Source organism: Streptomyces nigra (assembly GCF_003074055.1).
In the GTDB taxonomy this organism is placed as follows: domain Bacteria; phylum Actinomycetota; class Actinomycetes; order Streptomycetales; family Streptomycetaceae; genus Streptomyces; species Streptomyces nigra.
The window spans coordinates 238,742-260,233 of the sequence record NZ_CP029043.1 but is presented as its reverse complement, the minus strand read 5'-3'; the positions used below and the strand labels follow the sequence as shown (position 1 = coordinate 260,233).

The following is a 21,492-nucleotide window of genomic DNA, read 5'->3' as shown; positions in this document are numbered from 1 at the left end:
GGCGGAGCATAACCAGCCCCGGCCCGCTGTCACGACCCGGCAGCGAGGTCCGCTCGAACGCTGCCGCAGTGACCCCCTGCCCGCCCCACCCGGATCGCGGAACACTGACGGTCTGTCACGGGGAGGCGGCGAGATGAGGCATGTTCCCTTCTTCCGATGGGTGCTGACGGCCGGGGTCCTGCTCTTCGCCTGCGCGGTGGGCCTGTACGCCACCGGGTCGGGCGCGGAGGACGTCCGGCAGATCGACCTGACGGTGCTCGACGAGAAACCCGACGGATCCTGCACGGTCCAGTGGAACGACCCCTATCACCACCGCACGAGGCAAGCCCCCTACCGCTGCGATCCAGCCCGTCCCGACCTCCTCAAAGCGCCGAGGTACGACGGCAGCAGCCACGGCTGGGACACCGGCTACATGGTCACCGAAGGACCGCGGCGGGGAGACCTGTGGAACCTCTCCACCGACGAGGCGTCCTCCCCGCCGGAGGTCCTTCTGATGCTCGGCACGCCGTTGATCGCTGTCGGCCTGGTCGGCGGCAATCTGCGGGCCCTGCCCCGGGTTCTCGGAGTGCAGACCCGGCTCATCCGGCGCGCCACGAACCTGTCCGAGGCAGCGGGCCGGGTGGCCGAGGAGTACGAACGAGCCGTCGCGGTGGTGAGGGAGGCCGGCCGCCTCGAGACTCTGCCTCCGGACGCCGGCAACGGTCTCGGTTCCCCGCTGGTGACCGCTCTCTGGGTGCTGCGCGAGGCGGGCCCGGAGACGGGGGAGACGGCGGCCGCCGCACGAGCACTCGCCGACCGGCTGCACGGGCCGCTCCAGGCGGCCGCCCCGGCCGCCCGACTGGGGACCATGCTGCAGATCGGCCCGGCCGCCCGGTCGAGGGCCACGGAAGCGGTCGTCGAGCTGCGCCCGCTGCTGGCCGAGGCGGAGCGGGACAACCTGGCGGAGCGATTCGCCCAGACCACGGTCGACCTGCTCCGCGGGCAGGACACCACCGACTTCATCGCCCTTGCGGCAGGCGCGGACTTCGCCAGGCACCCGTCCGCCTACCGGCGCCTGCTCACCGAGTTGACCGCTCCCGCCGTCCTGCCGGGCCCGGCGAAGGCACCGCGCCGGGGCCGCTGGTGGCGTCGGCGCGGATGACGTCCCACCGCCACGGTTCATGCCGCCACCGGCCGGCCCACTCTCACCCGCGCGGCGCCGCCGTGGACGCCCGCACGACCAACTCCGTGGCGAGCTCGATGTGATGGGACTCGACTTTCTCCCCGTTGGCCAGCCTCAGCGCCGTCCGCAGCGCCGCGGCGCCCATCTCCCGGAGCGGCTGGCGCACGGTGGTCAGCGGCGGTGACGCCATCTCGGCGAGGCTCGTGTCGTCGAAGCCGACCACGCTCAGATCCTCCGGTACGCGCAGACCTCGGGCGCGAGCCGTCTCGACGACACCGAGCGCGATCTCGTCGTTGCCCGCGAAGACCGCCGTAGGAGGCTCGTCCAGGTCCAGCAGCGCGGCCGCGCCGAGCAGCCCGGTCTCGTACGTGAACTCGCCCGGCCGGACGTAGGCATCCGGCACGCACGCCCCCTCGGCCTCCATCGCGGCCCGATAGCCGTGCATACGTGCCTGGTTGCAGACCGCCATGGCGGGTCCGCCGAGATAGGCGATGCGCCGGTGTCCCAGGGCGAGAAGGTGCCGTGTCGCCGCCAGGCCGCCGGCGAAGTTCGTCGCCCCGACGCTGGTGACCCGGCTGTCCGGCAGGTGCAGGGGGTCCAGAACGACCAACGGAAGTCCGGAACGCGCCAGTTCGTCCATGTGGGCCGTGGTGTACACGCTGGTGACCGCGATGACGGCGCGGCGCCCGGCCGAGACCAGGTTCCGGGCCCAGTGCGGCGCGCTGGACGCCTTGCTGACCACCACCGACGCTCCCGACGCGGCGGCCGCGTCGATGATGCCCTCCAGGGCCTCCGCCACATACGACTTGAGGCCGCCCTGGAACTGCACCTCGATGGTGGGGCTCTCCACGGCCTCGGTGTGGCGGAACACCGGTGCCAGATAGTCGTGTTGGAGCAGCAGTTCCTGCACCCGGACGCGGGTGTGCGCCGCCACGTCACCGCGTCCGTTGACCACCTTGGACACGGTCGCCACGGAGACCCCGGCTGCCTGGGCGATGTCCGCCAACGTGGTGCGCCTGGCGTTCGGTCGCATCGGTTCCTCTCAGCTCCAGGTCCACCGGTGTGGCTACCCGCCGGCCGGGCGGGTCACGCGGGCGAATCCCCTCAACCGTACCGGAGCCGACCTCGCGCCACCCTCCACCTGCCAGCCTGTTTCGAAAGACTTTCGGAATCCGCGTCGGTGCCCTCGGAACCCGCTCAAGCCCTGTAACTGCAAGGACTCTGCCCACGAAACGACGTCGCTGCACACGTATTGACACGGCATCAGCCCGAAACCTAGCTTGCTCGGACAGAGCACGAAGAGCGAACTTTCGAAAACCTTTCACCATGACTCACGGGACGCCGACGGCTCCCGAGTGCGGAGAAAAATCATGGCGCTCTCTCGACGTACCCTCCTCGGCCTGGCCGCCGCCGTGCCGGCCTCCGCGGCCCTGGCGGCCTGCGGCGGCTCCTCGGGGCCCGGCAAGAGCAGCGGTGCCACCTACTGGTACCTGAACGGACAGCCGCAGGAAGGCGTCAGGTCCGGCGCCGTGAAGGCCTTCAACAAGGCCAACCCCGACACCCAGATCGAGGACACGACCTACCAGAACGACGCGTACAAGACGAAGATCAAGACCGCCATCGGTGCCGGTCAGGCGCCCACCATCATCTGGGGCTGGGGCGGCGGAACGCTGCGGGCCTACGCCGAGGCGGGCCAGGTCGAGGACCTCACCTCCTGGTTCGGCGAGCACGCCGACCTCAAGAAGAGCCTCTTCCCGTCCTCGTTCGGCGCGGCCACCGTCGACGGCAAGATCTACGCGATGCCGTGCGAGACGGTCCAGCCGATCATCCTCTACTACAACCGCAAGGTCTTCGACAAGGTCGGTGTGAAGCCGCCGGAGTCCTGGGACGACATCATGGCGCTGGTACCCAAGTTCAAGGCCAAGGGCATCGCGCCGTTCGCCCTCGGCGGCCAGTCCCGGTGGACGAACATGATGTGGCTGGAGTTCCTGTTCGACCGCATCGGCGGCTCGGAGGTCTTCCAGGCCGCCATCGAGGGTGAGAAGAACGCCTGGTCCCACCCGGACGCCATCAAGGCGCTGACCAAGCTGCAGGACCTCGTCGAGGCCGGCGGCTTCGTCAAGGGCTTCTCCTCGATCACCGCCGACTCCAACGCCGACCAGGCGCTGCTCTACACGGGCAGGGCCGCGATGATGCTGCACGGCGCGTGGTCGTACGGCATCCAGCAGGCCGACGGCGGGGACTTCGTCTCCAGCGGTTCGCTCGGCTACATGACCTTCCCGCCTGTCGAAGGCGGCAAGGGCGACCTCAGCGACACCGTCGGCAACCCCGCCCAGTACCTCTCCATCTCCTCGAAGGCCGGCGCCGAGGAGAAGAAGGTGGCGAAGGAGTACTTCGCCAAGGGCGTCCTCCAGGAAGAGGAGGTGAAGCAGTGGATCGGCAACGGGTCCGTGCCGATCAAGCTGGGCACGGAGAAGCTGCTCGCCGCCTCCGACAACGCCGACTTCCTGCAGTTCACGTACGACATCGCCAGCAAGGCCAAGGTGTTCGTCCAGTCCTGGGACCAGGCGCTCAGTCCGACGGCCGCCGAGACCCTGCTGGACAACATCGTCAAGCTGTTCCAGCTGTCCATCTCACCGAAGCAGTTCGCCGGCAACCTCAACGCGGTCACCAACGCATGAGTGCGGTCACCGGCCATCCGTCGCGCCGCCGGTCACGGAGCATCCTGCCGTGGCTGGCGACGCCGGCGCTGCTGGTCTTCGTCGGCTTCGCCGTGGTCCCGCTCGTCGGCGTCTTCCTGCTGAGCTTCACCACCTGGGACGGCATCGGCACCATCCGCGCCACGGGACTGACCAGTTGGCGCGCGGTGCTCTCCGACCCCGGCCTGCCGCACGCGCTGTGGGTGACGTTCCTGGTGATGGCCGTGTCCTGGGCCGTACAGACACCGATCAGCATCCTGCTCGGCACGTTCCTGGCGGGCCGCCAGCGCTACCGTGCCGTGCTGGGCGTCGTGTACTTCGTCCCGCTGATGCTCAGCTCCGCCGCCATCGCGATCGCCTACGAAGCCCTGCTCGACCCCAACTTCGGGCTGGGCGCGGGCCTCGACATCCAGGAACTGAGCCGCGACTGGCTGGGCCGGCCGGGACTGGCGTTCGGAGTCGTGATCTTCGTCGTCTCCTGGCAGTTCGTCCCGTTCCACTCCCTGATCTACCAGGGCGGCGTCCAGCAGATCCCCAAGTCCCTCTACGAAGCGGCCCAGTTGGACGGCGCCGGGCGGGTCCGGCAGTTCTTCAGCATCACGCTGCCGCAGCTGAAGTACACCATCATCACCTCGTCCACGCTGATGGTCGTCGGATCGCTGACCTTCTTCGACCTCATCTTCGTCCTGACCGAGGGCGGTCCGGGCGACGCCACCCGCGTCCTCGCCCTCGACATGTACAAGCGGGGCTTCCAGGCCAGCCTGATGGGACCGGCCAGCGTCATCGCGGTCATCCTCGTCCTCGTCGGTCTCGCCCTCGCCCTGTTGCTACGCCGCCTCGGCGGCCGGGACGCCGGCGCGAGCCAGCTCGAGGGGGCCTGACGTGACCACCACCCTGACGAAGACGCCACGACCCCGGAAGACCACCCACATCGAGGGGCCACGCCGCACCCGCTCGGCGACCGGCCGGCGCAACTGGCTCGGCGGCCTGGCCGGATGGCTGTGGCTCGCCGTCGTGGCCGTACCCCTCTACTGGACCCTCATCACCAGCTTCAAGGCCCGCACCCGCTACTACGCGAGCAACCCGCTCGTGCCGTCGAGCGACCCGACCCTGGAGAACTACCGGCTGGTCATCGAGTCCGACTTCCTGCAGTACTTCCTCAACAGCGTCGTGGTGACCGTCGGCGCCGTCGTACCCGCGGTCGTCGTCTCCTTCATGGCGGCGTACGCGATCGTCCGCGGCTGGCGCATGCGCGTCCTGCGGGCCATGAACGGGCTGTTCCTGATGGGCCTGGCCATCCCGCTGCAGGCGACGATCATCCCGGTCTACCTGATCATCATCAAACTCCAGCTCTACGACAGCCTGCTGGCGCTGATCCTCCCCGCGATCGCCTTCGCCATCCCGCTGTCGGTGCTGGTGCTCGCCAACTTCATCCGGGACGTGCCCAAGGAACTGTTCGACTCGATGCGGGGCGACGGCGCCACCGAGTGGACGACGCTGTGGCGGCTGGCGGCACCACTGACCCGGCCGGCCATCCTCACCGTGTCCATCTTCAACGCCCTCACCATCTGGAACGGCTTCCTGCTGCCGCTGGTCCTCACCCAGAGCCCAGACCGACGCACCCTGCCGCTCGCGCTGTGGACCTTCCAGGGCCAGTACGGCGTCAACGTCCCCGCCGTACTCGCCGCCGTCGTCCTGACCACCCTGCCTGTCCTGGTGCTGTACGCCTTCGGCCGCCGTCAGCTGCTCAGCGGCCTGACCGCGGGCTTCAGCCGCTGACCGGCGCGGACACCGACCCACTCGTCCAACGGTTCGCCCGTCGCTCCCCGCTCGGGGGCCCGACGGGCGTGGGAGGAAAGTGAACGCCGACGTGGCCGTAGAGAACACCTCCGCCATCGCCCTCTGGAACGACCCCACCGCCCCCGTCTCCGCACGAGTCGACGCCCTCATCGACGCGATGACCCTCGAAGAGAAGACCGCCCAGCTGTACGGAGTCTGGGTGGGAGCCTCCGACGAGGGCGGCGAAGTCGCCCCCCATCAGCACGAGATGGAGGAGCCCGTCGACCTCGACGCCCTCCTGCCCACCGGCCTGGGCCAACTGACCCGCCCCTTCGGCACGGTCCCCGTCGACCCCGCACTCGGAGCCCTCTCCCTGGCCCGTACCCAGGCCCGGATCGCCGCGACGAACCGGTTCGGCATCCCCGCCCTCGCCCACGACGAGTGCCTGGCCGGCTTCGCCGCCTGGGGCGCCACCGCCTACCCCGTCCCGCTGTCCTGGGGCGCCGCCTTCGACCCCGCCCTGGTCCGCGCGATGGCCGAGGCGATCGGCCGCGACATGCGCTCGGTCGGCGTGCACCAGGGCCTCGCCCCCGTCCTGGACGTCGTTCGGGACGCCCGCTGGGGCCGCGTCGAGGAGACCATCGGCGAGGACCCCTACCTCGTCGGCACCCTCGGCACCGCCTACGTCCAGGGCCTGGAGTCCGCCGGAATCGTCGCGACCCTCAAACACTTCGCGGGTTACTCGGCCTCCCGCGCCGGACGCAACCTCGCCCCCACCTCCATGGGACCGCGCGAACGCGCCGACGTCCTCCTGCCCCCCTTCGAGATGGCGATCCGCGAGGGCGGCGCCCGCTCCGTCATGAACGCCTACACCGACACCGACGGCATCCCCTCCGCCGCCGACGAGGCCCTGCTCACCGGACTGCTCCGCGACACCTGGGGCTTCGACGGCACCGTCGTCGCCGACTACTTCGCCATCGCCTTCCTGAAGACCCTGCACGGCGTCGCGGCCGACTGGGCGGACGCCGCCGGCACGGCCCTGCGCGCCGGCATCGACGTCGAACTGCCCAACGTCAAGACGTACGGCGCACCCCTGACCGAGGCCGTCGCCGACGGCCGCGTACCCGAGGCCCTGGTCGACCGCGCCGTACGTCGGATCCTCACCCAGAAGGTGGCCCTGGGCTTGCTCGACCCCGACTGGAACCCCCTGCCGGCAGCGCTCGACGCGACGGACGAGGACGACCCGTCCGCCCTGCGCGGCCGCATCGACCTGGACGGCCCGGCAAACCGCGCCCTGGCCCGCACGCTCGCCGAGCAGGCGATCGTGCTGCTGAGCAACGACGGCACCCTGCCGCTGGACCGGCCGCGGCGCATTGCCCTGATCGGCCCCAACGCCGACGAACCCGCCGCCGTACTCGGCTGCTACTCCTTCCCGCAGCACATCGGCGTCCGCCACCCCGACACCCCGCTCGGCATCGAGCTGCCGACCCTGCGCGAGACGCTCGCCGCGGAGTTCCCCGACGCCGAGATCACGTACGCCCGGGGCACCGGCGTCGACGACGGAGACCTCTCCGGCCTCGCCGAGGCGACACGGCTGGCCCGCGAGGCCGACGTCGCCCTGGTGGTGCTCGGCGACCGCGCCGGGCTCTTCGGCCGGGGCACCAGCGGCGAGGGCTGCGACGTCGCGACACTCGCCCTGCCCGGCGCGCAGCAACAACTCCTCGACGCGCTGCTGGACGTGGATACGCCGGTGGTGACCGTGCTGCTGGCCGGCCGCCCGTACGCCCTCGGCCGCGCGGTGGGGAAGTCGACGGCGATCGTGCAGTCCTTCTTCCCGGGGGAGGAGGGAACGCGGGCGATCGGCGGAGTGCTGGCCGGCCGGGTCAATCCCTCCGGACGTCTGCCGGTCAGCGTGCCGCGCGGGCCGGGCGCCCAGCCGGGCACCTACCTCGGGGCGCCCCTCTCGCACGCCAGCCAGGTGTCCACCATCGACCCGACCCCCGCGTTCGCCTTCGGCCACGGCCTGTCCTACACGCGCTTCGAGTGGACGGACCTGGCTGTGGAGGCCCAAGAGGCGCCGACGGACGGCGAGTTCGCGCTTTCTCTCACGGTCCGCAACACGGGGGAGCGGTCCGGCACCGAGGTGGTCCAGCTCTATCTGCACGACCCGGTGGCCTCCGTCGTACAGCCGATGCAACGCCTCATCGGCTACACCCGGGTCGCACTGGAGCCGGGGGAGGCCCGGCGCCTGCGCATCGCCGTCCCTGCCGACCTGGCCTCCTTCACCGGACGCGACGGCCGACGCATCGTCGAACCGGGCGATCTGGAACTCCGGTTGTCGGCCTCCAGCGCGGACCGGCGTCTGACGGCCCGGGTGACGCTGACCGGAGCCGAGCGCCACGTGGACCACACACGGCGGCTGCACGCCACGATCCTGCAGGAACCGACCACCTGAACAGGCGGGTGCGCGGCGCTGGTCAGGAGCGCCCGCACCCGCCTCTCAGGGGTGACGGACGCCGGTCAGGTCCTCCGCGGCCGCCCACAGACGACGGGCGACGGCCGGGTCGGCGGCCTCCCTGCCGAGGCGGGCCTCGGTCACCGGCCCACGGGTCTCCCACAGCCGCCCGGGCCCGAAGAACTGCCCGCCCCGCACGCCCGGGTCAGCCGCCGCGCGCAACTGCGGCAGCGCCCCCTGCTCCACGGACTGGGCGGCGAGCACACCCCCCGCCGCGATCACCCGCCCGAGCCGGCCACGGTGCTCCCAGGCCCGCGGGGTGAGATTGGTGCGGGTCAGTCCCGGATGGGCCAGCGCGCTGACCACGGGCAGTCCGGCGCGCCGCAGCCGCCGGTCCAGTTCGACACCGAAGAGGGTGGTGGCGAGCTTGGAGCGCCCGTAGGCGGGGGCCGCCCGATAGCCGCGCTCGGACATCAGGTCGTCGAAGTCGATGTGTGCGTTCTTGTGGGTGATCGAGCTGAGGGACACCACCCGGCCGCCGGACCCCGCGGCCAGCGCGTCGAGCAGCAGACCGGTCAGGGCGTAGGGCCCCAGCATGTTCGTGCCGAGGTGCAGTTCGAACCCGTCGGCGGTGGTCCGGCGGGGTCCGAGATGCACCAGGCCGGCGTTGTTGACCAGCACGTCGACCGAGGGGTGGTCGGCGGTGAGTCTCGCGGCGAACGCCCGCACCGACGCCAGCGACGCCAGGTCGAGCTCACGGACCTCGGTGGTGCCCCGGATGCGGCGGGCGGCCTCCTCACCCGCGGCAAGATTGCGCACGGCGAGCACGACATGCGCCCCGCGCCGGGCCAGCTCGGTTGCCGTGACCAGGCCGAGCCCGGAGTTCGCGCCGGTGACGACGACGATTTTGCCGTGCTGATCGGGGATGTGGTCGACGGTCCATCCGCTCATCTGCTGCTCCTGGGGGTGTGACGATGCCGGGGGACCACGACGGTAGGAGGGGTCCGGCCGAACTCCGTCGTCCCCGTTTCCCTAGGTCCACGAGACCTACCCTGGGCGGCCGGCGCCGGGGGACACTGGCGGCATGCCCCATCCGTACGCCCGTGAACTGGGCGACTTCCTGCGTGCCCGGCGCAACAGGCTGCACCCGGCCGACGTCGGCCTGGAGCCCGGAGGCCGCCGCAAGGTCACCGGGCTGCGTCGCGAGGAACTCGCCCTGCTGGCCGGTCTGAGCACCGACTACTACCAGCGGATGGAACAGGGCAGGGACGTACGGCCCTCCGACGGCGTCCTGGACGCCCTGGCGACCGCGCTCGCCCTCGACGACGAGGAGCGCCGGCATCTGTTCACGCTGGCGCACGCAGCGCGCCGCCCCAAGCGCACCCAGGTGGACCGCGCGCCCGAGGTCGTCCCGGACAGCACCCACCGGCTCCTACGGGTCCTGCACACCCCGGCGGTCGTACTGGGCAGACACCTCGACCTTCTCGCCTGGAACCAGCATGCCGAGGCACTGCTCGGCGCCCCGGACGACCTCCCGCCCGACCGCCTGAACATGCTCCTGCTGCTCTTCGACGACGAGCTGACCGCCGGTCGTACCTGCGCCGACTGGGAACGGCAGGCGCTGGACTACATCGGGATGATGCGCGCGGCCGTCGCGGCCGACCCGACGCATCCGAGAGCCACGGCGATCGTGGGCGAACTGAGCATCCGCAGCGCCGAGTTCCGCCGCCTGTGGGCCCGCCACGACGTCCGCGCCTCGGTGAGCGGCACCAAGACCTTCAGCAACCCCGCCGTCGGCGAACTCACCCTGGAGTGGAGCACCTACCCGCTCCCCGGCCGCCCCGGCCCCTTCCTCCTGGTCTTCACGCCGGAACCAGACTCACCCGACGAGGACCGCCTACGCCTCCTGGCCTCCTTGCACGCCACGCGCATGGCCCGGCCCTGAGGGGCTCACAACAGCCCCCGCCGCGCGAGGCTCCGCATCAGCGCCCCCACCCCGAACGTCCACGGCGCCGCCTCCTCGCTGGGCACGACCGTGTTGACCAGGGCGCCCAGTCGTGGGCTGGAGATCGTGACGATGTCGCCGTACTCGTGTGTGAAGCCGGCGCCGGGTGCCTGTCGGTCCTCCGTCGGGGCGAAGAGCGTGCCGGTGAACAGGACGAAGCCGTCGGGGTATTGGTGGTGTGCTCCGTGCGTCGCGGCCACCAGGTCCAGTACGTCGCGGCTGATCTCGCGCAGTGAGCTGCTGCCTCGCAGGATGTAGCCGTCGGGGCCCTCGACCCGCAGGTCGATGTCCAGCGCGCGTACGGCGTCGAGGTCGAAGTCGTCGTCGAGCAGGCGCACGAACGGGCCGATCGCGCAGGACGCGTTGTTGTCCTTCGCGCGGGACAGCAGCAGGGCGCTGCGTCCCTCGATGTCGCGGAGGTTGACGTCGTTCCCGAGCGTCGCGCCGCGCACCCGGCCGCGCGAGTCCACGACCAGGACGGCCTCCGGCTCCGGGTTGTTCCACACGGAGGAGCCGAGGACGCCGATCTCGGCGCCGGTGCCGACCGCGGACAGGACGGGGGCCTTGGTGAAGACCTCCGGGTCCGGTCCGATGCCGACCTCCAGGTACTGCGACCACAGCCCTTCGGTGAGCAGGAGTTCCTTGGCCTTGGCCGCCTCCGGTGACCCGGGGCGAATGCCGTCGAGTCTGCCGCCCACCACCTCCACCACACGGGCCCGCACCCTCGCGGCCTGGGCTGGGTCGCCGCCGGTGCGTTCCTCGATGACCCGTTCCAGCAGGCTCCGGGCGAAGGTGACGCCCGCCGCCTTGATGACTTGGAGGTCGATGGGCGCGAGGAGATGCGGTATGTCCAGGCGGCCTGGCGGTGCCTGCAGCAGGTCGCGCAGGGGCCAGGCACGTCCGCCGTCGGCCTCGCGGACGAGGGTCGCCGCGTCGTCGCGCTCCATGAGGTCGGAGACGGTGGGGGAGTGAGCCGTCAGGTCGACGACCTGCTCGCCGCGCACCGCCGCCACGCACGGCCCGTCCGCCTCCGGGTCGTGGACGCGTGCGACCAGGACGGCCCCGTCGGCGTCGTCCGGCAGTACGGCGTCGGGGTCGAGGACCGGACGGGGGCGAGCTGTTGCCGATTCCACGCTGCTGCTCTCCTGACTGCGGACGTGACGGGGCTCAGTGGGAGTCGCGGGGGACCGCGTGTCCGCGACTGCCGCGCAGGAAGGTGAAGTCGGCGCCGCGGTCCGCCTGTTCGACGTGCTGGGTGTAGAGCCAGGTGTAGCCGCCGGCGTACTGCTCGACGGGCGGTGTCCATTCCTGACGGCGGCGCGCGAGCTCGGCGTCGTCGACGTCCAGGTGCAGCGTGCGGTTCGGGACGTCGAGGACGACGGGATCGCCGTCGCGGACCAGGGCGAGCGGTCCGCCCACGGCGGCCTCCGGCGCCACGTGCAGGACGACCGTGCCGTAGCCGGTGCCGCTCATCCGCCCGTCGCAGATCCGCACCATGTCCGTGACCCCGGCCTTCAACAGCTTGGCGGGCAACGGCACGTTGGAGACCTCGGGCATGCCGGGATACCCCTTCGGACCGGCGTTGCGGATGACGATGACGGTGTTCTCGTCGACGTCGAGATCCGGGTCGTCGGCGACCTCGTGATACGCCTCGGGGGAGTCGAAGACCCGGGCGGGCCCGCGATGGGTGAGCAGATGCGGTGAGGCCGCGGACTGCTTGATCACGGCGCCGTCCGGGCACAGGTTGCCCCGCAGGACGGCGATACCGGTCCCGGCCGGTTGGAACGGGGCGTCGAGAGGCGTGATGACCTCGGAGCCGAACCGCTCGGCCGGCTCGGTGTTCTCGGAGACCGTACGACCGGTCACCGTCACCGCACTCCCGTGCAGCAGCTTCCCCGCGAGCAGTTCGGCCATGACGGCGGGCAGCCCGCCCGCGTAACAGAAGTCCTCCATGAGGTACTTGCCGCTCGGCATCAGATTGACCAGCGTCGGCACCGCGCGCACCAGCGCGTCGAAGTCCCCCAGGTCCAGCTCGACGCCCACGCGTCCGGCGAGGGCGGTGAGGTGGATGACGGCGTTCGTGGAACCGCCGATGGCCGCGTTGACCCGGATGGCGTTCTCGAACGCCTCCCGCGTCAGGATGTCGGAGGGCCGCAGTCCCTCCTCCACCATGGCCACGATCCGCTGCCCCGCCGCCTGCGCTGTCTCCATCCGCCGGGAGTCGACCGCCGGCCAGGCCGCCGAGCCCGGCAACTGCATCCCGAGCGCCTCGGCCACACAGGCCATCGTCGAGGCGGTGCCCATCGTCATGCAGTGACCGTTGGAGCGGGCCATGCAGCCCTCTGCGAAGAAGCACTCCTCCTCGGTCATCCGCCCGGTCTTCAGGTCCTCCTCGAACTTCCACACATGGGTGCCCGAACCCACGTCCTCGCCGCGGTACTTGCCGTTGAGCATCGGCCCGCCGGTCACCATCACCGCGGGCAGATCCACGCTGGCCGCGCCCATCAGCATCGCCGGGGTCGTCTTGTCGCAGCCGGACAGCAGGACCACACCGTCGAGCGGGTTGGCCCGGATCAGCTCCTCGACCTCCATGGCCATGAGGTTGCGGTACAGCATGGCGGTCGGGCGCATCAGCGTCTCGCCGGTGGCCATCGTGGGGAACGCGAGCGGCAGCCCGCCCGCCTGCCACACACCACGCTTGACGGCCTCGGCGACCCGGGTCAAGTGGGCGTTGCACGGCGCGAGTTCGGACGCGCTGGTCGCGATGCCGATCACCGGCCGCCCGTCGAACACCTCCGCCCCGAGACCCTGGTTGCGCATCCAGGAGCGGTACACCATCCCGCCGCGCCCCTGTGCGCCGAACCATGCCTGGCTGCGGCGATCCGTCGTGCGTCGGTCGGTCATGTGCACACTCCCGTGGCTCAGACGTCGTCCCACTCGGCGATGCGGCACTGGCGGGCGTGCACCCGCAGCCCGTACCCTGTGCCCCAATCATTAAATGATTCGATGAATGCCGTCCAGGGGGTGAACGAAGACCGTGGCGCACTTCCCGACCATGCACCAGCGCGTGGTCGACGAACTCGGTCAGCGCATCGTCGACGGCGCCTGGGAGACCGGCGACCCGCTGCCCGTCGAGGACACCCTCGCCGCCGAGATCGGCGTCAGTCGCGGAGTCCTGCGCGAAGCGGTCAAATCCCTTGTCGCCAAGGGAATGCTGCGCGTACGGCCACGCACCGGCACACGCGTCCTGCCCCCCGAACAGTGGAACCACCTGGACCCCGACGTACTGCGCTGGAAACAGGCCGGGGACGCCGCGGCCCTGCTGCGCGACACGAGCGAACTGCGGCGCATCGTCGAGCCCGCCGCGGCCCGCCTCGCCGCCGAACGGGCCGACCCCGGCCACGTACGCGCCCTGTACGACGCCCTGACCACCATGGAGACCGCGGCGGCGTCCCCCGGCCGCGCCGCATACGTGGAGGCCGACATCGCCTTCCACCGCGCCCTCCTCGACGCCGGCGGCAACCGCCTCCTCGGCTCACTGGGCCGCGCCGTCGAGATCGCCCTCGAGCACAGCTTCGTGATCAGCACCCAGACCCCGGGCGCGGTGGAGCACTCGCTGCCGGGCCACCGGGCCATCGTGAAGGCCGTCGAGGCGCACGACCCGAGGGCCGCGGCGACCGCCGTACTGGCCCTGATCGAAGCCGCGGAAGAGGAGATCGCCCGCTCACCGGGCCTGCCGGACGACCCGGCTTGAGCCCGCTCGTTTGCCATTCCCGCTGTCTTGGTCGCGCACAGGCGGAGTTCGCTCCTGCCACCTGATTCTCTAGCGTGGGCCCGGATCGCGTCACGGCCGGCGGTACCGGCCCCGGGGGAAACGGAGTGCAAAGACTTGAGCAGGCGCATTGGGTCCGCGACCGCTGTCATGGCACTGGCAGGCGGTGTGCTCCTCGCCTCGGCTCCGACTGCCTCGGCCGACTATGTGAGGGACCAGCAGTGGGCGTTGAAGGCCTACGCGGCGGAGGACGTGTGGGCCGTATCCCAGGGTGAGGGCGTCACCGTCGCGGTGATCGACTCGGGGGTCGACACCACACACCCCGACCTCCGCAGAGCGGCATGCCCCCGCACATGACGGGCGGCCCCTACCCGCCCCAGCAGCCTCCGGTGGGCTACCACCCCTACCCCGACGGAGCCCCCCAGCACGGCTACGCACCGCCGCAGGCACCACCGCAGCCCAACCCTTACGCGCAACAGCCCCCATATCAGGGTCAGTAGCCGTCCTGCCGCTGAACGCGCGTGGCGGCCCGCCACCGGATCTCGGGCCGCCACTCATGTCTCCTGTGCCCCCTACGTCGTGAGGCGTGCGTCGGCCCAGTCGGCGTGGTCGTAGTCGACCCCGTCGCCGCCGTCCCTGACACGCAGGGCGAGCTTCTGGACGCCGCTGACGTCCACGTCCAGAGTCTGGGCCGCGTCGGTGCCGGTGAGGACCTTCGTGGTGGCAACCACGACGCCGTCCGCGAGGACCTCGAAGGTCACGCTTCCCCGGTCGCCGACCTCGTCGTCCACGCCCACGGACGCGGTGAACTCACGGTAGGCGCCCTGCAGTTCGACCACGACCTCGGCGTCGGCGTGCATCCCGAGACCCTTGTCGTACGTGGTGTCGTGGATGGTCAACGGGGCCCCGTCAGAAGCTTCCCGTTCGCCGTTCGCCTGGTCACGTTCGACCGGGCCCCAGCCGTTGCGTTCGGACGCGAACGGAAGGTTGCTGACGTAGTCGACGCCGGGCGGCGAGACGAACACCCGCACCGTACGGTCGACGTGGAGCACCCGTCCGCCCGGGGCGCGGTACTCGGCGGAGACCACGACGTCATGGCCGCCTTCCCGTGCGTCCTGCGGCACGCTGACGGTCCACGTGCCCGACAGGTCCTTCCCGGTGGGCAGTTGGTCCGCCTGAGGGGCGTCGCCCTTGACCTTCCAGCCCTCGGGAGTGCGCAGGGACAGCGTCACGTCCGATGCCGGTCCGGACTGTTCGACCGCGAACCGGCCGGCGATGTCGACGGACGCGCCCGAGTCCACCTCGGCCTTGGACGGGTCCACCGTCAGGGAGGTCAGAGGGAGGCGCGTCACCGGCCGGTCGCACGTCTCACGTCCCGCGGCGGCCTTGCAGACGACCCCGGCGAAACCGCCGTGTTCAGCGGTGGGCACGTGCAGGGTGTCGCGGCGCGTGACCGTACGGGTCTCGCGGACCAGGCCGTCGTCGCCGTCCCGGATCACCTCCGCGAGCCAGCGCCCGCCACCGAGGAAGTCCAGGGAGACGTCCTGCGTGCCGCTCGATCCAGCGCTGACGCTGCCCAGGAACCAACGGCCGTCCTGGCGACGGGCGAAGGTGGCGTTCTCCCCGGGCCGGCCGGACAGCAGCCGCGACTCGTCCCACACGGCGGGGACCTGCTCCAGGAACCGCTCCAGTTCCGGACGGTCCTGGTAGGCGCGTATCGACCCCGCGAAGTGCTGCAGCCCGGACTCGAAGACGACGGACAACCCGAGTTCGGCGGCGTCGGAGACGGTGCGCGTGCCGAACTGGAAAGCCATCGGCGTGTAGTCCGTGGAACTGACCGCGCTGCGCGTGAAGGGCAGAGCGGTCACGTGGGACGCGGGGACGTTGCCGTACTCGGCGCCGCGCACCGCCTCCACCGTCAGCACATGCGGCCAGGTGCGCTGGATGCCCTTGGGCACCGACGCTCCGTGGAAGTTGACGAGCAGCTTCTCACGGGCGGTGTCCCGCAGGATCTCGTCGTACCAGCGGAAGCGGTCCTGCGAGTCCGAGTCCATGAAGTCGATCTTCAGCCCGGCCACGCCCCACTTCTTCATGCGGGGCAGGAACTCGGCCCGTTCGGCCGCCGTGTCCAGATCGGTCCAGTGCACCCACACCAGGACGCCCACGCCCCGCCGGTGTGCGTACTCGGTCAACTCGGGCATCCACTTCGTCGTCTTCCAGCCGTCGTCGACGAGGGTGTACTGCCAGCCGTGCGCGGCGCTGTAGTCCACGAAGCGCTGCTGGGTGGAGAGGCTGCGCTGGGCGGCGGCGAAGCCGTCCAGCCAGGACCACGCCACCTTGCCGGGGCGGATCCAGGAGGTGTCCTCGATACGGGAGGGCGCCGCGAGATCGTCGACCAGCGTGGACTCGGTGACGGTGGCGAGGTCGCCCAGGACGACCGTCCGCCACGGCGTGGTGAGCGGCCCAGCGGAGGTGACGGCGGCACCCTCGGCCAGCTCGACGCCGTAGCGTCCGCTGCCCTTCTCGTGGGCCAGGTGGCTACCGGAGTAGCGCCCGTCGATGTCGGACTCGGTGATCAGGGCGTACGTGTCACCGACCTGGAAGAGCGACGGGTAGGCGTACGAGCCGTCACCGGCGTCGGCAGCGGTGGCCGGCTTGTACTCGCCCTCGTAGTACGGGGTGTACGGGGCCAGCCACGCCTGTGCGGTGCCGGGGAGCTGGAAGGCGGACGCCTCGCGCACCACGGTGATGTCGCCCTTGCCCGGCAGCACGTACCGGTAGGCGATACCGTCGTCCGCCACCCGGACGAGCAGGTCGAGTCGGGCTCCACCGGCACCCGTGAACGAGAAACGGGACTCGGTCATCCGCGCCGTGCGGCGCAGTTGCTTGCCGGTGGTCATGGTGTAGTGCTCGGTGACCTGGCGTGTGGTGGTGGAGGTGAAGCGCAGCCCCTCGGTGAGATCGGCGTCCTTGGTGGCGATGCCGAGCGGGGCCGGTTCGAGCACGGTCGTGGCGCCCCGGCGGGCGGTCAGGGTGAGCGTCCCGTCGGCCGCGTCCAGGTCGACGACCGCGCTGATTCCGGCCGGTTGACGGCCGGGTTCGCGCACGGTCCAGCTGCGCTCGCTGCGGTCGGCGGCGTGGGCCGGCGTGGGGAGGGTGCCCAGTGCGAGCAGGGCACCCAGCAACAGGGTGAGAGTGGCCGAGAGGCGACTTCGGTGCGATCTGCCTGGTGCCGTGCTGGGGGATGTGCGCACGAGGTTCTCCGTCCGTGGCTCGACATCGTTGTCTTGCTGGGGGACCGTGGACATCCTTTCCCCCTCCGGGTGCGCACAACCACTGTTGCCCGTGCGGGTGTCGGTGTCAGTGATGCCGGCGTGGCCGCCGCAGCCGGGGCCGGATGTGAAGCGCGGAGATCAGGGCTGATCGCCGTCCCCTCGGGGACCTTAGGCCCAAGACCCGGCCCCCGTCGGCGCCCCGACGTGGACGCAGGAAGGGAGAGCGACCAGCGACCCGCTGGAGCCGACCCATGAACGCGCAAGGATCACCCGGTACATCGCCCACACCGCGCAAGCGGCACGTCTCCCTGCGCGCGAACCCGCTGAGGCGTCCGTCCGACAGGTTCGAGTGGTGGTTCCACCGTTTCCTGCTGGCCCTGCTCGTCGTGGGACTGCCGGTGGCCGGCTACAGCGCGGGTACGACGGCGTACGAGGCGTCGATGCGCACGGTGCGGAACGCAGCGGCAGAACGGCACCAGGCCACCGCACGCGCGACCGTGGACGTCCCGCGGGTCGGCAATGTGGCGAAGCAGCCCGTGCCGGTCCGTTGGACCGAAGAGAACGACACCGTGCGGACGGGGGCCGCCCTGGTGAAGCCGGGAACGTCCAAGGGCGCCGCCGTCGCCGTGTGGGTGGACCGGAGCGGCAACGTCACCAGCCCGCCGGCGAGCGCGCTCAACGCCAAGGCCACCGGCTGGATCACGGGCGCGATCGTCGCGTGCGGCACGGGTTTCGGTGTCTCCGTTCTGTGGGCGGGCGCGCGGCTGCTGCCGGACCGCCGCCGGTACGCGCAGTGGGACGCCGAGTGGGACCGGACGGAGCCACTGTGGTCCGCGCGCTTCGGACGGTGACCCAAGGGGATGTCAGTGGTGTCTGAGACGGTGTCCTCGTGGATGAAGTTGTCGAGCGTGTCGATGTTCAGGACCGGGTGCTGGGAGTGGTCAGCCGGTCCGAAGCGGTCCGGGAGCGCTGGCTGCACCGCGTCGGGGTGGTGGTGTGCCGCGACGACCGAGGCCGCTTCCTCGTCCATCGTCGGGCCGGGCATCTGTCCCGTTTCCCAGGACGCTACGAACTGGGTGTCGGAGGTGCCGCCGGAGTCGGCGAGACATACACGCAGGCGGCTGCCCGCGAACTGACCGAAGAGCTGGGCATACGGGCGGAGGTGCGCCTGCGGTTCACGTTCCTCAACCGTGCCGGGCTGAGTCCCCACTGGCTCGGGGTGTGCGATGTGGTGCTCTCGGAGCCGATCGTCACCGATCCGGACGAGGTGGCATGGCACGGGCGGCTGACCGAACCCGAGCTACGCGGAACTCTGAATCAGTGGACCTACACCCCGGACAGCCAGGAGATCTTCGATCGGTACCTTGCGTGGAGCCCCCGCCCGGAACGGCACCCCCGCACAAGGCAGTCCCGCGTCCTGATACCTCACCCAGACCCGGCAACCAGTGCCTCACCGAGCGGCGTGCGCCGATAGAGCACCGACCGCCCGGACCGAGCGCGCACGAGCAGCCCCGCATCGCGCAGGATGGCGAGGTGGTCCCCGACCGCCCCGGGCGCCATGGCGAGGCTGCGGGCGAGGTGGCTCGTACTGGCCGGGGCGTCCAGCGCCAACAGCAGCCGGGCCCGCGCCCGGCCCACAAGCGCGGTCAGCGCGTCCGGTTGCCGGATGGTCGCCTGTTCGCCCCACAGGGCGGCGGTGCCGCGGGCGGGGTAGACCAGAGTCCTGGGCCAGGGGTCTTCCAGATGGGCGGCGATGTTCCCGACGAAGGCCGAAGGGATCAGCAGCAGCCCGTCGCCGACGAGACGGACACTTCCGACCGAGGGGAAGGAGCCGATCTCGAAACCACCGTCGCGCCAGGCGATGCTCGGGTGCAGGCTCTCGACGGCCGTGGCCCAGCCGTGTTCCCCGATCACACCCACCCGGTGCACGACATCGCGCTCGCAGATCGCGCGCAGCTGCGGCCAGTCCGGGGCGAGCAACTCGTGCCACGCCCAATCCATCGCCTCGGCGATACGGGACACGGCGTCCGCGGAGTCCAGCACCGCACGTACACGGGGATCGCGGGCGGACGGACCCGTCGTCACGCAGGTGGCGATCTCGCGGCGGGCAGCCTCCAGCGGTGTCGCCCGGATCATGGCCAGGTCGTCCGCCCAGGTCTGGTTGAGGCCACGCGGGACGGGGGCGACGAAGTCCGGTCCGCCTCGCGAGGTCTGCAGGGCGAGAACGGCGTCCAGTTCCGTCTCTCGGCGGAGCCGTTCGAAGGTGGGCTGTAGCCGGGTGGCCCAGGGCCACGTCAACGGCTGGCTCAGGCCGACGAGCGCGCGGAGGAGCAGGCAGAGGTCCATCGCGGCCGACAGGGCGAAGCGGCTGCGCAGCAGGTCCTCGACGGAGACTTCGAAGCGGAGCACCCCGCGATGCTATCGCCGGACGCCTGCTTGGATTCGTCCAGCGACGAATCATTGGTGAGGGCGGCGGGCACACCGCGAAGCTCTGCCCATGATCCCCACCACCGAACCCGTGCAGGGCAACGACGGTGCCACGTACCGGCAGGTGCTGGCCGAACCACGCTTCCGGCTTCTCTTCGCGACCCGCACCATCGCGATCACCGCGGGTTCGCTGCGGATCACCACATACTCGGTGCTGGTCTTCGCGGTCACCGGCTCCGCGCTGTTGAGCGCACTGGCGTTCGGCATCGGCTTCCTACCACAGCTGTTCGGCTCGCTGTTACTGGGCTCACTGGCCGACCGGCTCCCGCCCCGCGGTCTCATCGCCGGCGGCTACGTTCTGGAGTGCGCCACCGCCCTGCTGCTCGCCCTGGTGCCGATGCCGATCACAGCAAGCCTCGGCGTCATGGCGCTGGTCGCCCTCGCCACACCGGTGTACGGCGGCGCGTCGAGCCGGTTGGCCGCGCAGTGGCTCAAGGGCGACGCCTACGTACTGGGCCGTTCCCTGAACAACATCGCCTCCTCCGGCGCGCAGTTGTTCGGTCTGGCCCTGGGAGGCGCGGTCGTCGCGGCACTCGGCCCGCACCGGGCCCTCGCGGTGAGCGCCGCCCTCTACCTCGGCTGCGCACTCGCCCTCCGCATCCGGCTGCCCCGGCTGAAACCACCCGATGGCGATCGGGGCGGTGGCGCGGCCGTCCGCACGAGTCTGCACGGGGCCGGCCGACTGCTGCGCGGACACACGGTACGCCGCCTGATGCTGGCCCAATGGCTCCCGCCCGCGTTCGTCACGGCGGCGGAAGGCCTGATCGTCGCCTACGCGGGAGGACACGGCTTCGCCCCCGGCCGGTATGCGGTGCTGATGGGCTGTCTGCCCGTCGGCATGCTGGCCGGTGACCTGCTGATCGGCCGACTGCTGCGGCCACCGACCCGGGAGCGACTGGTGGTGCCGTTGACGGCGCTGACCGGGCTGCCGCTCCTCCTCTTCGCCGCCGAGCCCGGCGTGGGCGTCTCGTCCTGCCTGTTGCTGCTCTCCGGCTTCGGACTGGCCTACGGGCTCGGCCTGCAACGGCCGTTCCTGCACGCTCTGCCGCCGGACGGACAGGGTCAGGCGTTCGGTCTGCTCGGCTCCGGCAGTATGACGCTCCAGGGCGTCGGACCGGCCTGCTTCGGCGCGATGGCCGCGGGCGCCGGAACAGGCGGCGCGATGGCCCTGGCAGGCGGCGCGGCGCTGCTGACCGCCGGCTGGATGCTCACCTGGCACCCACCGCACAGCCCACGAAAGGAACATGCCGCATGAACGACGCATCGACGAAGGACCACCTGCACCGCAGACTGAGGAGGGACCGCGAGGCACTGCTCTGGAAACTCGACGGCCTGTCCGAGTACGACGCCCGCCGCCCTCTGACGGCAACAGGGACCAACCTCCTCGGCCTGGTCAAGCATGTGGCCACGATCGAGGCCAGATACTTCGGCGAGGTCTTCGACCGCCCGTCCCCGGAACCGCTGTGCCGCTGGCAGGACCACGACGGCAGCGATCAGTGGGCGGCCGAGGACGAGTCCCGCGCTCAGATCACCGCGTTCTACCGGCGTGCCTGGGAACACTCGGACGCGACGATCGACGAGCTTGCGCTCGACGCCCCGGGCCACGTGCCGTGGTGGCCGGGCCCCCACTCCACAACGAACCTGCTCGCCATCCTGATCCACGTCCTCGGCGAGACCAACCGGCATGCCGGACACGCGGACATCCTCCGCGAAGGCCTCGACGGCCGGACCGGCATGCGCCCCGAACACGAGCAGCCGATCGACGAGGAGGCCCGCGCGGCCTACCACGAGAAGATCGAGCGGGCCGCCAGGTCGGCAGCGTCGATCACACTCTAGGACGCGACCTGCCGCGGCCCCT

17 protein-coding genes and 1 pseudogene are annotated in these 21,492 nt (G+C 71.1%); 12 read left to right on the top strand and 6 right to left on the bottom strand.

The genetic code is table 11. The features are described from left to right. Nucleotides 1-133: 133 nt before the first annotated feature. Nucleotides 134-1,141, top strand: coding sequence for a hypothetical protein (locus DC008_RS01190; RefSeq protein ID WP_208645793.1), 1,008 nt, complete (start codon nt 134-136; stop codon nt 1,139-1,141). A 43-nt stretch (nt 1,142-1,184) separates the two neighbouring features. Here the strand turns inward: DC008_RS01190 and DC008_RS01185 are convergent, their stop codons facing one another. After that, nucleotides 1,185-2,195, bottom strand: coding sequence for a LacI family DNA-binding transcriptional regulator (locus tag DC008_RS01185; protein ID WP_108705283.1), 1,011 nt, complete (start codon nt 2,193-2,195; stop codon nt 1,185-1,187). A gap of 337 nt (nt 2,196-2,532) precedes the next feature. Here DC008_RS01185 and DC008_RS01180 point away from each other — a divergent pair, with 337 nt between their 5' ends. The 4 genes from DC008_RS01180 (at nt 2,533) to DC008_RS01165 (ending at nt 8,095) form a co-directional block, all read left to right on the top strand. Continuing rightward, nucleotides 2,533-3,843 (top strand): extracellular solute-binding protein, encoded by a 1,311-nt coding sequence (locus tag DC008_RS01180; protein WP_108705282.1) that lies wholly within the window; start codon nt 2,533-2,535, stop codon nt 3,841-3,843. Then, nucleotides 3,840-4,742, top strand: a complete 903-nt coding sequence (locus tag DC008_RS01175) for a carbohydrate ABC transporter permease (RefSeq protein ID WP_108705281.1) — start codon at nt 3,840-3,842, stop codon at nt 4,740-4,742. Before DC008_RS01180 ends, DC008_RS01175 begins: the two co-directional genes overlap by 4 nt. A gap of 1 nt (nt 4,743) precedes the next feature. Then, nucleotides 4,744-5,640, top strand: coding sequence for a carbohydrate ABC transporter permease (locus DC008_RS01170; protein ID WP_108705280.1), 897 nt, complete (start codon nt 4,744-4,746; stop codon nt 5,638-5,640). A gap of 79 nt (nt 5,641-5,719) precedes the next feature. Next, nucleotides 5,720-8,095: a beta-xylosidase/alpha-l-arabinosidase gene (locus DC008_RS01165; RefSeq protein WP_108705279.1), complete on the top strand. Its 2,376-nt coding sequence runs from the start codon at nt 5,720-5,722 to the stop codon at nt 8,093-8,095. A gap of 45 nt (nt 8,096-8,140) precedes the next feature. On the opposite strand, the gene DC008_RS01160 is transcribed toward DC008_RS01165, so the two are convergent. After that, entirely contained in the window at nt 8,141-9,046 is a 906-nt protein-coding gene (locus tag DC008_RS01160; RefSeq protein ID WP_108705278.1) for an oxidoreductase, read from the bottom strand. Between the two features lie 133 nt (nt 9,047-9,179). On the opposite strand from DC008_RS01160, the gene DC008_RS01155 reads away from it, so the two are divergent. Continuing rightward, nucleotides 9,180-10,040 carry a helix-turn-helix transcriptional regulator gene (locus DC008_RS01155; protein ID WP_108705277.1) on the top strand — a complete coding sequence of 287 codons (861 nt, stop codon included), beginning with the start codon at nt 9,180-9,182 and terminating at the stop codon, nt 10,038-10,040. A 5-nt stretch (nt 10,041-10,045) separates the two neighbouring features. Here DC008_RS01155 and DC008_RS01150 read toward each other — a convergent pair whose 3' ends face one another. Both DC008_RS01150 and DC008_RS01145 read right to left on the bottom strand, forming a co-directional pair. Then, nucleotides 10,046-11,233, bottom strand: coding sequence for a fumarylacetoacetate hydrolase family protein (locus DC008_RS01150; protein WP_108705276.1), 1,188 nt, complete (start codon nt 11,231-11,233; stop codon nt 10,046-10,048). A 34-nt stretch (nt 11,234-11,267) separates the two neighbouring features. Beyond that, nucleotides 11,268-13,004, bottom strand: coding sequence for an IlvD/Edd family dehydratase (locus DC008_RS01145; protein WP_108705275.1), 1,737 nt, complete (start codon nt 13,002-13,004; stop codon nt 11,268-11,270). Nucleotides 13,005-13,155: 151 nt separating this feature from the next. Between DC008_RS01145 and DC008_RS01140 the strand changes: the two genes are divergently transcribed. Both DC008_RS01140 and DC008_RS01135 read left to right on the top strand, forming a co-directional pair. Next, nucleotides 13,156-13,854, top strand: a complete 699-nt coding sequence (locus tag DC008_RS01140; RefSeq protein WP_108710505.1) for a FadR/GntR family transcriptional regulator — start codon at nt 13,156-13,158, stop codon at nt 13,852-13,854. A 135-nt stretch (nt 13,855-13,989) separates the two neighbouring features. After that, nucleotides 13,990-14,229, top strand: coding sequence for a S8 family serine peptidase (locus tag DC008_RS01135; RefSeq protein WP_108705274.1), 240 nt, complete (start codon nt 13,990-13,992; stop codon nt 14,227-14,229). A 215-nt stretch (nt 14,230-14,444) separates the two neighbouring features. Here the strand turns inward: DC008_RS01135 and DC008_RS01130 are convergent, their stop codons facing one another. Then, on the bottom strand, nt 14,445-17,057 hold the full coding sequence (locus tag DC008_RS01130) for an NPCBM/NEW2 domain-containing protein (RefSeq protein ID WP_244221310.1): 2,613 nt from the start codon (nt 17,055-17,057) through the stop codon (nt 14,445-14,447). 341 nt (nt 17,058-17,398) lie between these two features. Here DC008_RS01130 and DC008_RS01125 point away from each other — a divergent pair, with 341 nt between their 5' ends. Further along, nucleotides 17,399-17,998, top strand: a complete 600-nt coding sequence (locus DC008_RS01125) for an Rv1733c family protein (RefSeq protein ID WP_108705272.1) — start codon at nt 17,399-17,401, stop codon at nt 17,996-17,998. 38 nt (nt 17,999-18,036) lie between these two features. Beyond that, a pseudogene (locus tag DC008_RS01120) lies at nt 18,037-18,519 on the top strand (NUDIX domain-containing protein); the annotation flags it as partial. Between the two features lie 53 nt (nt 18,520-18,572). On the opposite strand, the gene DC008_RS01115 reads toward DC008_RS01120, so the two are convergent. Then, a complete protein-coding gene (locus tag DC008_RS01115; RefSeq protein ID WP_108705270.1) occupies nt 18,573-19,556 on the bottom strand; it encodes a winged helix-turn-helix domain-containing protein in 984 nt (327 codons plus the stop codon). 88 nt (nt 19,557-19,644) lie between these two features. On the opposite strand from DC008_RS01115, the gene DC008_RS01110 reads away from it, so the two are divergent. Together DC008_RS01110 and DC008_RS01105 are read left to right on the top strand one after the other, a co-directional pair. Next, complete coding sequence (locus tag DC008_RS01110; protein WP_108705269.1) at nt 19,645-20,889, top strand: MFS transporter; 1,245 nt, start codon at nt 19,645-19,647, stop codon at nt 20,887-20,889. Next, nucleotides 20,886-21,470 carry a DinB family protein gene (locus DC008_RS01105; protein WP_108705268.1) on the top strand — a complete coding sequence of 195 codons (585 nt, stop codon included), beginning with the start codon at nt 20,886-20,888 and terminating at the stop codon, nt 21,468-21,470. The genes DC008_RS01110 and DC008_RS01105 overlap by 4 nt, the downstream gene beginning before the upstream one ends. Nucleotides 21,471-21,492 lie beyond the last annotated feature (22 nt).

Excerpts from the sequence above, each read along its gene's own strand:
- DC008_RS01190 (WP_208645793.1), top strand. The coding sequence starts at position 134 with ATGAGGCATGTTCCCTTCTTCCGATGGGTGCTGACGGCCGGGGTCCTG.
- DC008_RS01185 (WP_108705283.1), bottom strand. The coding sequence starts at position 2,195 with ATGCGACCGAACGCCAGGCGCACCACGTTGGCGGACATCGCCCAGGCA.
- DC008_RS01180 (WP_108705282.1), top strand. The coding sequence starts at position 2,533 with ATGGCGCTCTCTCGACGTACCCTCCTCGGCCTGGCCGCCGCCGTGCCG.
- DC008_RS01175 (WP_108705281.1), top strand. The coding sequence starts at position 3,840 with ATGAGTGCGGTCACCGGCCATCCGTCGCGCCGCCGGTCACGGAGCATC.
- DC008_RS01160 (WP_108705278.1), bottom strand. The coding sequence starts at position 9,046 with ATGAGCGGATGGACCGTCGACCACATCCCCGATCAGCACGGCAAAATC.
- DC008_RS01155 (WP_108705277.1), top strand. The coding sequence starts at position 9,180 with ATGCCCCATCCGTACGCCCGTGAACTGGGCGACTTCCTGCGTGCCCGG.
- DC008_RS01145 (WP_108705275.1), bottom strand. The coding sequence starts at position 13,004 with ATGACCGACCGACGCACGACGGATCGCCGCAGCCAGGCATGGTTCGGC.
- DC008_RS01140 (WP_108710505.1), top strand. The coding sequence starts at position 13,156 with ATGCACCAGCGCGTGGTCGACGAACTCGGTCAGCGCATCGTCGACGGC.
- DC008_RS01125 (WP_108705272.1), top strand. The coding sequence starts at position 17,399 with ATGAACGCGCAAGGATCACCCGGTACATCGCCCACACCGCGCAAGCGG.
- DC008_RS01110 (WP_108705269.1), top strand. The coding sequence starts at position 19,645 with ATGATCCCCACCACCGAACCCGTGCAGGGCAACGACGGTGCCACGTAC.
- DC008_RS01105 (WP_108705268.1), top strand. The coding sequence starts at position 20,886 with ATGAACGACGCATCGACGAAGGACCACCTGCACCGCAGACTGAGGAGG.